This is a genomic window from Syntrophaceticus schinkii (assembly GCF_000946815.1).
Lineage (GTDB): Bacteria > Bacillota > DSM-12270 > Thermacetogeniales > Thermacetogeniaceae > Syntrophaceticus > Syntrophaceticus schinkii.
In genome coordinates this window covers 21,288-32,221 of record NZ_CDRZ01000270.1, presented here as the reverse complement: position 1 = coordinate 32,221, position 10,934 = coordinate 21,288, and the positions used below count along the sequence as shown (strand labels likewise).

Genomic DNA, 10,934 nt, shown 5'->3' with positions numbered 1-10,934 from the left:
CATATTGGCCGGATGCTCAATGAAATGGTGCTTCATTCGGTTTGCCTAACCGAACATGCTAAAAAAGTTGGGTTTCGGAGACTCATTGAAAAGTTTCGTAAAAACATGATTTACAATTCCTTAGATACAAAGCGAATTCGCAAGTTAATGAAATCCCCAGGCCAACTGCGATTGGTTCAGGATGATGATTGGAAAATAAGGCCAACGGCAGCTTAGCAATTCTATTCAACATAGCGGTTTCAATACGGTGTACACTACCCGTATGCCCATTTGAAGGTGCTATAGTAGGTTAAAAGGAGCAAAATAGCTTGAAAAGGATGTGCCACCACATGTAGAACGGATATTTTTCAAAAAAACTTCGGAATCGGTGATAAAAACGCCAGTTTTTGTACTCGCAAGATTTTTAAACATTTTGATGCGTCAGTACTGTAGGGATACTGGTTTTATTGACAATAACTGAAATCGTATACTATAATTAGCCTGATAATGAGCAATTACTCGGGAGTGTTAAATATTGAGTACCGGTGCGGAATTACGAAGAAAATTTCTTAATTATTTCGCCTTACGCGATCATCTGATCCTGCCAAGTGCATCTCTTGTTCCCAAGGATGATCCCAGTTTGCTGCTGACAGTTGCAGGTATGGTTCCTTTTAAACCTTATTTTCAGGGGAAAGTGACACCACCTCACCCGCGCCTTGCCACTGCACAGAAGTGCTTGCGCACACAAGACCTGGAAGAGGTGGGTAAGACAGCACGCCACAACACATTTTTTGAGATGTTGGGAAACTTCTCTATCGGGGATTACTTTAAAAAAGAGACCATTGGCTGGTCCTGGGAGTTTCTTACCAAAGAGTTAGGGCTCCCCCCTGAGGATCTTTGGATTACTGTTTATCGCGATGATCAAGAAGCAGCAGAGATTTGGCATGATTTAATGGGTGTGCCCAGGGAGAGGATCATTCCTCTGGGTGATGACACAAATTTCTGGGAAGCGGGACCAGTTGGCCCCTGTGGGCCCTGTTCAGAGATCCTGTTCGACCTCGGCCCGGCATACAGCTGTGGCTCCCCGGATTGTGGAGTGGAATGTGAATGCGGCAGGTACCTGGAGGTCTGGAACCTGGTTTTTACTGAGTTTAACCGTGAGGAAGATGGAAAGCTTTCCAAACTCCCGCGCCGGAACATCGACACCGGGATGGGATTAGAGCGAATCGCCTCAGTTTTACAGGGGGTTCCAAACAATTTTGAGACAGATCTTATCTTTCCATTGATCGAAGAGGCGGCTATAGCTTCGGGCATCAGCTATGGGGCTGATGATAAAAGTGATGTTGCCCTGAAGGTTATTGCGGATCACGCCAGAGCAGTGTCCTTCCTGATAGCAGATGGAGTGCATCCCTCCAATGAGGGACGTGGTTATGTGCTGCGCCGCATTCTGCGGCGGGCGGTACGCTATGGCAGGCTGCTGGGGATCAGGGATCCCTTTCTAAAAAGGCTTACAGACAAAACCATCGCCCTTTATCAGGATCCTTACCGTGAACTGAAAGAGCGGTCCGGTCATATTCAAAGGATTGTTTCCCTGGAGGAAGAACGCTTCAGCGAAACCCTGGAGCAGGGGCTTCAGATTCTGCAGGAACAGCTGGAAAAGGTCGAGGTATCCGGGGAAAAGAACCTTCCTGGCGGTGTTGCCTTCAGGCTCTATGATACCTTCGGGTTTCCCCTGGAACTGACTCAGGAGATACTGGCGGAGCGGGGCATGAATGTCGATCTTGATGGCTTCAGAGTCTCCATGGAAAAGCAGCGTGAACGGGCGAGGGCTGCACGGGTGGAAACTGTGCCCTCAGACAGCTTCAAGGTTTGTACCGCTTACAGCGGTGATAAAACTAAATTTACAGGATATGGGAACCTCTCTGCCCGCTCCCAGATCACAGCGATCATAGCAGATGGAAAGCGAAAAAGTGAAAGCGATCCAGGGGGAGCAGGTACAGGTTATATTGGACCAGACACCTTTTTACTCTGAGGGTGGAGGCCAGGTCGGTGACGAGGGGAAACTTTGTGCCGCTGATGGTGAAATTATGATAAATGACACAAAAAGCATTGAGGAGGGTGTTGTCATACATCATGGCTTTGTCAGCCGCGGCACAGTTCAGAAGGGTGACCTTGTGCTTGCTCAGGTTGATGAACAGCGCCGCTTCAGGACTGCACGCAACCATACAGCAACCCACCTTCTGCACAGTGCTTTAAGGAATGTTTTAGGGGATCATGTACAGCAAATGGGATCCCTTGTTTCTCCGGAGCGGCTGCGTTTTGACTTTTCACATTTTGCCCCTCTTTCCGAAGAGGAGTTAATAAGTGTGGAAAATCAGGTTAATGAACGGATTTTGGAGAACATTATGGTTAACTGCTTTGAAACCGCGCATGATGATGAACGAGTAAAGGGTGCCATTGCCCTCTTCGGAGAAAAGTACGGGGATACGGTCAGGATAGTGGAGATCGGTGAGTACAGCAAGGAACTATGTGGTGGTACCCATGTGCGCAGAACAAGTGAATTAGGGTTTTTCCATATCATTTCCGAAAGTGGTATCGGCACAGGGGTGCGCCGGATCGAGGCCTTCACCGGGGATGCCCTTTTGCACTACTGGCAGGACCAGACTGAGGTTTTGCGCAGTGTGAGCAGTATTCTCAAAGTAGAATCAGATGAGGTTGTCAGCAAGTTAGAGTTATTGATGCAGCAGCTTCATGAAAAAGAAAAAGAGATCGAACAGCTGCAGATGAAAGCCATGCGCGGCCAGGTAGATTCCCTGCTGGATCAGATTGTTGATGTGGATGGTGTAAAACTGCTGGCAGTTAATGTGGAGGCCAGTGATATGGATGCACTCCGCTCTCTGGGCGATCTGCTCAAGGACAGACTCGGTTCAGGTGTGACTATTCTGGGGAGTCCGCTGGGCAACAAGGCCGGCCTGGTATGCTTTGTCAGCAAGGATCTGATCAAAAGTCGCGGGCTCCACGCCGGAAAGCTGCTCAGGGAAGTGGCCCGGGTCGTGGACGGCGGGGGTGGCGGCAAACCGGAGATGGCTCAGGCCGGTGGAAAAAACCCTGCACGCCTCGGGGAGGCATTAATAAAAGGTAAAGAGGTATTGCTTCAGCAGTTGGAGCAGTGAACCAACCCTTATGGAAGGGACAGTTTAACTCCATAAGAATCAAAGGTTATTCAAGCTCTGCCCAAGTTCCTGTTCCTGCTGGGGTAGTTTAACTCCATAATCAACCATACAGTTCCCTTATGAGAGGGATTTATCAGAAAGTAGTAAACTTTTGAAATATTATTCCTGATCAAGAAGGATCAAACCTGATCATAGAGAATAGAATAAGTGTAGATGCCAATCAATACCAGGGGTGATAACCAGGATGTCTGAAAATGAACTGGATAAAACAATGGCATACAGGTTTCGCAGTGAAGAGGGTGGTTCTGCAGGGGAAACCCTTGTAGCTGTATATGCTGCTCTCAAGGAGAAGGGATATAACCCGATCAGTCAACTGGTGGGCTACCTTCTTTCAGGAGACCCTGGCTACATAACCAATTACCGCAACGCCCGCAACTTGATCCGGAGATTTGAACGTGACGAGCTTATAGAAGAATTAGTAACAAGCTATCTTGAGAAAGGTGAATAATGGAATATAGTATTCTTGGAAGGACAGGCCTCAGGGTGTCACGCCTTTGCTTTGGGGTTCTCACTATGGGGCCATTGCAAGCAGACCTTCCCCTTGCCGAAGGTGCAGCGTTACTTAAATACGCAGTTGAGCAGGGGGTTAATTTTTTTGATACAGCCGAAATTTATGACAGCTATCACTACCTCAAGCAGCTTCTATGTTGCTGTCCTGACAAAGACCTGGTTATTACTACAAAATCATATTCTGTAACAGCAGAGGAAATGAAGGCAAGCCTGGAAAAGGCAAGGCAGGAGCTTGACCGAGACTATATCGATATTTTTCTCCTCCATGAGCAGGAATCTGCTCTGACTATACGCGGTCACAGAGCTGCTCTGGATTATTTAATTGAGGCAAAGGAAAAGGGGTTGGTGAGGGCTGTGGGGATTTCTACACATCGGATCGCCGGGGCTCAGGCGGCTTCAGAACTGCCGGAAATAGATGTTATCCACCCTCTTTTCAATATTCAAGGGCTGGGGATCCAGGATGGAACACGCCAGGAAATGGAAGATGTCTTGACGAAGGCTGCGGCTGCCGGCAAGGGAATCTATCTGATGAAAGCCCTGGGGGGAGGCAATCTATTGCCCCGGGCCGACGAAGCCTTGAGGTTTGCTTTCAGCCGGCCCTTTGCGTCAGCTGTAGCGGTGGGGATGAAGACGCGCCAGGAGATAGAGATCAATGTCCTGGCAGCAAGCGGGCTTCCGGTTTCCGATGGATTGAAGAAGCAGGTCAGCAGGGCGAAGAGGCAGCTGCATATTGACCCCTGGTGTGAGGGGTGTGAGGAGTGTATAAAACACTGCCCACAGGGTGCGCTCTATTTGGGTCAGGATGGGAAGACACATGTGCGTGAAGAGGACTGTCTGCTGTGTGGGTACTGTGCAGCGGCATGTCCTTATTTCTATATTAAGGTCTACTAGGAGTGTTTTATGAGGGTATTGGGGCTTGACATGGGAACAAAGAGGATCGGTGTCGCTGTCAGTGATCAATCAGGGCTGATAGCGCAGGCCGTGACAACAATAAAACGGGACAACATACCGGAAGATCTTAATTTAGTCTGTGATCTGGTCCGCGAATATGATGTTCAAGAGGTGGTGATCGGGTATCCCAGACACCTTGATGGGAGGCCAGGAGAGGAAGCCGCTTCCTATGTTGCTTTTGGAGAGATGCTTCACCAGGAGACAGGTATCCCTGTAGTATATTGGGATGAGCGTTTGAGCACTGTAGCGGCTGAGCGCTCTTTGCTGGAGGGGGACATGAGAAGGCGCCGTAGAAAACAGGTAATCGATAGGATAGCTGCTTGCCTGATTCTCGATAACTATCTGACCTGGCGGCGGAAACAGGAGGAGTGAAAAGGCTGGATTAGGATATAATGAAAATGGATATCCTTTTATCATGGCAATTCATGGAAGTTAAATTAATGAGGAGGTTGCCCGTTGATGAGCTCTGATTGGGAAGAAGATGTCTGTTTGGTGCTTGAGGATGAAGAGGGACAGGAGCATGAATTCACCCTTATTAAGAAGTTTTTTGTGGATGATGCTGAGTACGTTGTCCTCCAACAGGTAGGTGATGATGAACAGATTATTTTTAAATTCGTCAGGGATGAGGATGGGGAAGAATTCTTGTGCGAAATCGAAGATGAAGAGGAATGGGGACGGGTTGTTGACGCTTATCAAGAAATGGAATTCGAGTAAGTAAGTTTTAGCCTGCCGTAATTCCAGGCATCTTCCCTGCGTAATATTGTAGCAGGAAGGTTTGGGGAGGAGAACACCTGTGTTTAAGAATAAACCGGTCCTGCTTCTATTGGGGGCCATCGGTGTATTTGTCATCATCATTTTGAGTTGTATTATTTATATATCTGTAGCCTGGAAGGGCAAAATAGTGCCGGGCGTTCAGGTTGAGTGGATCGAGGTGGGTGGTCTTACCCAAGATGAAGCAGAGCAAAAGATATCAGAGGTGCAGCAGGAGTTTCTATCTGCGCCTGTAGAGATCACTGCCAGTGAGGAAAGAGTCAGCTTGAGCAGAGGAGAGCTTGGGTTTTCCATTGATGCTAAAAAACCTGCTCAACAGGCTTACCAGGTAGGCAGGGAGGGGTCTATCAGCAAACGCATCAGCCAGACATGGTATGCTTACCATAAGCAGGTTGTGATACCCTGTCCAGAGGTGATGATCGATACCCAACAGGTTGAGTCAATATTAGCATCTTTTTCAGAAGGTCTTGACGAACCGCAGGATGCACGCCTGATCATCGATGACCGTGATCAGATAACTATTATTCCCAGCAAAACCGGTATAGCTGTTGATCTGGATGTCAGTTTGGATGATTTAAAATTATTCAAACAGCCCTTTGCTGGAGAAATAGAGCTGCAGTACAAGGAAGAGCTTCCCAAGGTTAGCACAGCTGATATTGAGGCAATGGGCATCAACGGGATAATCTCATCATTTACAACAAAATTTGATGCCAGTAATTATAACAGGTCCTATAATATTGCCCTGGCAGCAAAGGCTCTCAATAACACTTTGATCAAACCTGGTGAAGTGTTTTCTTTCAACAAAAGGGTTGGCCCGCGTACCGCTAAAAGTGGCTACCGTGAGGCCATAATTATTGAATCCAATGTATTTGTTCCCGGTCTCGGCGGCGGGGTCTGCCAGGTATCTTCAACACTGTATAATACTGTTCTGCTGGCAGGGCTTGAAATTACTGAAAGGAGTAATCACTCCCTGGCAATTACTTATGTGCCCCTGGGCCGCGATGCCGCTGTGTCTTATGGATACCAGGACTTAAAATTCCGCAATAATTTAAAATCCCATATTTATATCAAAACTTATGTTGGCAAAGGTAGTTTGACGATGAAGATTTTCGGTAATACGCAGCAGCGAAAGAACGTATCTCTGGAGACGGTGGTCAATAGTGTCATCAATCCCAAGGTAACTACGAAAGATGACCCCAACCTTCTCAAAGGTAAAACAGTTGTTGAAAAAGCCGGTGCTAAAGGGTACAGGGTCACTGCTTACCGCATCATCAACGGCAGCAAACAGCTGCTCTCTCAAAATTACTACAGGCCTACTGATCAGGTAGTCAGGGTCGGCACCAAAGAACCATCGGCTGAACCTAGACCAAATCCTAATCCTGAACCTAAACCAGAACCAGAACCAAAACCACCAGAGCCTGAACCTGAACCTGAACCAGAACCCGAACCTGAACCGGAAACATAGTAAAGCGGTGACAGGCACCTGGGTAATACCAGGAACTATGGTTTGTTTAGATTGAGGAAATGATGTCACCAATGATCGTTGGTGGTTTTCGTCAGCAAAATATAAAAAGAGCACAGTGTGGACGCGGGGATCATCCCCGCGTTTATGCACAGGAGGGGTGGGCCCGTTTACTCCGGCACACAGCCACTGTAACAGTATCTGTCGAAGCTTGTCACTGTATGTAACAACTGGTATAATGATAAAAATAGGAGAGGAAAGCTGGCTGTTATCATCTATGGCAAAATCTAGAGAGGTTCTGCTCTCTTTTTTGAACCCATATCAGTACCCTTTGCGTTGGGGTGCCCTTATCCTGCTGATCGGCAGTATCTGGATCGCTGTCCAATTCAGTATCAATTGGTTAATGGGTCCTGTTTGTTTGTCTCCAGGCAACTCACAAATAGTTACGGTCAATATCAACAAGGGTTCGACATTGGTTGACATAGGGGAAACCCTGGCAGACAATAAAGATGATCAAAAGCAGCCGCTTCTTTGTCCATTACGGGCGTCTCACAGGACAGGATAAAAAAAATGCAAGCCGGTGACAATACCAGATCAGCAATAACTGGTCGATGAAGGAAATAGTAGAATGCATCAGCAGCGGTAAGGTTGCCGGTTATCGTCTGGCGATACCAGAAGGTTATACTGTCAAACAAATTGAAGATCTGCTTGTGCAGAAGGGAATTGCTGACCGCGAGCTTTTTCAAAAAGCCCTGGGAGCCAATTACCCCCTTTCTTTTTTAGAGGGTATTTCTGAGACAGGATATGAGCGTTTGGAAGGTTTCTTGTTTCCTGCCACATATGAGCTGCGCCCCGGGATGTCTGAGGAAGAAATTATCAAACTGATGCTGGAGAAGTTCCAAACAGTATTTACCCCGCAACTGCAGCAGCGAGCAGATGAAGTGGATTTAAGTGTGAGAGAGATCATAACACTGGCTTCTATTGTAGAACGGGAGGCTAAACTGGAAGAGGAACGCCCGCAGGTTGCTGCCGTTTTTTTGAATCGATTACAGCGGGGGATGCGTCTGGAATCCTGTGCCACTGTTCAATATATTTTAGGTAAACAGAAGGAAACATTAACAACTAAAGACCTTCAAAACCCTTCTCCTTACAACACTTATCTGCATACAGGATTGCCACCGGGACCCATCGCTAATCCCGGTGCATCATCTATCAAGGCTGTTCTCTACCCGGCAGATGGAGATTATCTCTTTTTTGTGGCCAGGGGAGACGGCTCCCATCAGTTCAGCAAAACTTTCAGGGAGCACCAGGAAGCAGCAAGAAAATATCAGAAAATGTAACAAGGCACCTGTCAGTGCCCTGTTCCTGAGATAGTTATTGGCGTACCTCAGGTTTCAACATGCCAGACAGCCCCAGGGCTACCTGTGTCATGCCGAAGCTGAGGGCAGCTGTTTTTAACCGCCCTCTTGGAAGAATCATGCCGACGCCAGTAACCATGGCGTCTAAACCAGCAACCAACCAGTATCTGGTAGTTCCTTTCATTTAAGCACCTCCCGATATTAATTTCTCCGAATCTGATAAAACTTATTTTTCGATGCTTCTCCCCGGGTGACTCCCCAGGTGACAGGCACCCTGTATAAAATGGCTATATATGGTGCATTGTATATAAGATAGGTGATAGTCACCCGGGAGATTCGGGGAGGTGACAGAGAACCGTCCTCTGTCACCCTTTCACCTCAGTGACATCACAGATGATAAAAAAGAGGCCGGATGACAGGACCCCCGTCCCCCTGTCATCAGCCGGGGGTGTTTTATGTATTCCAGGATTAATGCACGGATTGTTTTACTTTTTTGTTGTTTTCTTTTGGTTTTCCTGATTTTAGGGGGAAAGATCGCCTATTTGCAGCTTTATCAAGGGGAAAAACTGACTAATCTAGCTGTGGAAAACAGGATGGTCAGTCTGGAACTTGGGAACGTTTTTCGCGGGGATATCCTCGACCGGGAAGGTAGGTCACTGTTGGATTCCCAGGGGATCTACCATCTGGCTGTTTTTCCTTCCCTTCTTTGTAACCCTTCCGCTGCGGTTGAGCAGTTGTCAACCATGCTTCCGGAGTACAGTCAACAGGTGGAAATATTGTTGAGTGATAAAATAAACAGCAGAAAACCTTTTTTGTTGAAGGGTACCCTGACCGAAGAAGAGGCACTGAAACTATCCCAACAGAAAATACCTGGCATCTATGCTGTCCCACTGATCAGCCGGTATGGGCACAATACTTTAGCCAGGCATATTGTGGGATGCACCACAGGTTCAGTGACCCAAGGCATGGTAGAGAAAGGGATTAAGGGTATCGAAGCGTTTTACAATAAGGAACTTACTCCCCCGGAGCCGGTTATCAATCTGGGTGTTGTTGTAGATGGCCGCGGAGAATTGTTAAAAGGCAGGGGTCTGCTTCTGCGGGGGGAAAAGGGTACTGTCACCAAGGGGAAAGATGTTGTGCTCACTCTTGACCGGGATGTCCAGCAAGCAGTGGAAAAAGTACTGGATGAGCACATAGAAAAAGGGGCTGTCGCTTTGATCGATATCCCTTCCGGGGAAATCAGGGCACTGGCCAGCCGTCCATCCTACTCCTATAATGAGGGTTTTCTTCAAGGTGAAGAATTCGACCGCAGCTTGAAGCTTATTCACCCAGGTTCAATATTCAAAATTGTGGTTGCGGCTGCTGCCTTGACCGAAGGGGTTGTCCACCCAGATGAAAAGTTTAACTGTAACGGGAAATATGTTTTTGAAAACCGGGAGGAAATATCATGTTGGAAAAAAGAGGGGCATGGGGAGCAAACTTTTCGGGAGGCATTTGCCAACTCATGTAATCAGGTTTTTGTGGAGGTAGCACTGCGCCTGGGCAGCCAAAAACTTGAGCATTACTCTCAACTCCTGGGATTAGAAGAGGGCATTACCGGTTATACACCTGTAAAGGGTGGCCTGGTACAGATCGGAGGCTTCTCCGGTCAGGTGGGGAACGCTGCCCTTGGGCAGGACGGGGTGACCATCTCCCCTTTAAATTTGGCAGTGCTTGCTGCTACAGTTGCCCGAGGGGGAGTATACCAAAAACCCAGCATTGTTCAAAAAAACTCTACTCCCCGCAGAGTTCTGCCATCTCATGTTGCCAAAGAACTGCAAGAGATGATGGAACTTGCTGTTGCCGATGGCACCGGAAGGAAGGCACAGATTCCAGGATTGGGCAGTGCCGGTAAAACAGGTTCCGCTGAAACCGGAAGAGAGGATGCTCAAGAAAAACCAGTTATTGATTCCTGGTTTGTCGGCTATACCCCTCTTGAAAAACCTCAGATGGCCATCGCTGTTTATATAGAGGGTGGAGGTTCAGGTGGTGATTGTGCTGCAGTTATTTTTAGAGAAATTGTCGAACTATTAACGGGCATTGATGCAGAATGACACCCTACTCGGGTGTCATCTTTCGTGTCTTGTACCAAGAGACGCTGCTCTAGACTTTAAAGAGCGACACCCTACTCGGGTGTTATCTTTCACTTCTTTAACCGCCCCCTTCTGTTGATAACCCGTGGTTTGCTTTTATTTTTGTTGATATTTTTGTTGATGTTGACTACAGGAGCTGACCCCGTATCTTCCTCTACAAACAGCGGCTCTTCAGTGTCCTGTTTTTGTTCATCCATAAGAAACACTCCTGGCTCAGGTCATTTTTTGAATACCGTCAACTTTTGTTTCGCCATCCTTGGAGATGAAAGTTTTGCAGCAGGTTTCCATACAGCTGTCTACCGGTGTGGGAGAAAGTGATTTTGCCCGTTTGGCATCTACTTCTTCCGGCTGGCTGGATCCAAAGGTGTCAGAGGTGACCATGATTTCATTGGCCTGGCACATGTTTCCCTGACTCCAGTAGTGACAACTGTCCACAAGGCAGTGAATGTGTTGTTTTTCGTCCATTATCTAGCACTCCTTTTGCTGTTTTTAGTTTGGTGATTTTAGTCTCATCATAGTTTTAACCATAATAAATATT

At 47.4% G+C, this 10,934-nt stretch carries 12 protein-coding genes and 1 pseudogene; 10 read left to right on the top strand and 3 right to left on the bottom strand.

Annotated elements, in window-relative coordinates; all coding sequences use genetic code 11:
* The 9 genes and pseudogenes from SSCH_RS19540 to mltG form a co-directional block, all read left to right on the top strand.
* A partial coding sequence (locus SSCH_RS19540; RefSeq protein WP_198142474.1) for a hypothetical protein occupies positions 1-216 on the top strand: 216 nt, incomplete at its 5' end.
* A gap of 298 nt (positions 217-514) precedes the next feature.
* Positions 515-3,152, top strand: a pseudogene (gene alaS, locus SSCH_RS22550) (alanine--tRNA ligase).
* Between the two features lie 271 nt (positions 3,153-3,423).
* Positions 3,424-3,660 carry an IreB family regulatory phosphoprotein gene (locus SSCH_RS13190; protein ID WP_232294481.1) on the top strand — a complete coding sequence of 79 codons (237 nt, stop codon included), beginning with the start codon at positions 3,424-3,426 and terminating at the stop codon, positions 3,658-3,660.
* Complete coding sequence (locus tag SSCH_RS13185; RefSeq protein ID WP_044665862.1) at positions 3,660-4,613, top strand: aldo/keto reductase; 954 nt, start codon at positions 3,660-3,662, stop codon at positions 4,611-4,613. Before SSCH_RS13190 ends, SSCH_RS13185 begins: the two co-directional genes overlap by 1 nt.
* A 9-nt stretch (positions 4,614-4,622) precedes the next feature.
* Positions 4,623-5,045 (top strand): Holliday junction resolvase RuvX, encoded by a 423-nt coding sequence (gene ruvX, locus SSCH_RS13180; protein WP_044665861.1) that lies wholly within the window; start codon positions 4,623-4,625, stop codon positions 5,043-5,045.
* Between the two features lie 87 nt (positions 5,046-5,132).
* Positions 5,133-5,387 (top strand): DUF1292 domain-containing protein, encoded by a 255-nt coding sequence (locus SSCH_RS13175; protein ID WP_044665860.1) that lies wholly within the window; start codon positions 5,133-5,135, stop codon positions 5,385-5,387.
* Positions 5,388-5,466: 79 nt separating this feature from the next.
* Positions 5,467-6,909: a VanW family protein gene (locus SSCH_RS13170; RefSeq protein ID WP_044665859.1), complete on the top strand. Its 1,443-nt coding sequence runs from the start codon at positions 5,467-5,469 to the stop codon at positions 6,907-6,909.
* 274 nt (positions 6,910-7,183) lie between these two features.
* Positions 7,184-7,471: a hypothetical protein gene (locus tag SSCH_RS13165; RefSeq protein ID WP_198142473.1), complete on the top strand. Its 288-nt coding sequence runs from the start codon at positions 7,184-7,186 to the stop codon at positions 7,469-7,471.
* A gap of 28 nt (positions 7,472-7,499) precedes the next feature.
* On the top strand, positions 7,500-8,246 hold the full coding sequence (gene mltG / locus SSCH_RS13160) for an endolytic transglycosylase MltG (protein WP_269746207.1): 747 nt from the start codon (positions 7,500-7,502) through the stop codon (positions 8,244-8,246).
* Positions 8,247-8,280: 34 nt separating this feature from the next.
* On the opposite strand, the gene SSCH_RS19535 is transcribed toward mltG, so the two are convergent.
* Positions 8,281-8,448 carry a hypothetical protein gene (locus SSCH_RS19535; RefSeq protein WP_198142472.1) on the bottom strand — a complete coding sequence of 56 codons (168 nt, stop codon included), beginning with the start codon at positions 8,446-8,448 and terminating at the stop codon, positions 8,281-8,283.
* Between the two features lie 271 nt (positions 8,449-8,719).
* Here SSCH_RS19535 and SSCH_RS13155 point away from each other — a divergent pair, with 271 nt between their 5' ends.
* Positions 8,720-10,357, top strand: coding sequence for a peptidoglycan D,D-transpeptidase FtsI family protein (locus tag SSCH_RS13155; RefSeq protein ID WP_044665857.1), 1,638 nt, complete (start codon positions 8,720-8,722; stop codon positions 10,355-10,357).
* A gap of 89 nt (positions 10,358-10,446) precedes the next feature.
* Here SSCH_RS13155 and SSCH_RS18435 read toward each other — a convergent pair whose 3' ends face one another.
* Together SSCH_RS18435 and SSCH_RS13150 are read right to left on the bottom strand one after the other, a co-directional pair.
* On the bottom strand, positions 10,447-10,593 hold the full coding sequence (locus tag SSCH_RS18435) for a hypothetical protein (RefSeq protein WP_156972295.1): 147 nt from the start codon (positions 10,591-10,593) through the stop codon (positions 10,447-10,449).
* Between the two features lie 16 nt (positions 10,594-10,609).
* A complete protein-coding gene (locus SSCH_RS13150; RefSeq protein ID WP_044665856.1) occupies positions 10,610-10,861 on the bottom strand; it encodes a DUF1540 domain-containing protein in 252 nt (83 codons plus the stop codon).
* Between the last annotated feature and the right edge of the window lie 73 nt (positions 10,862-10,934).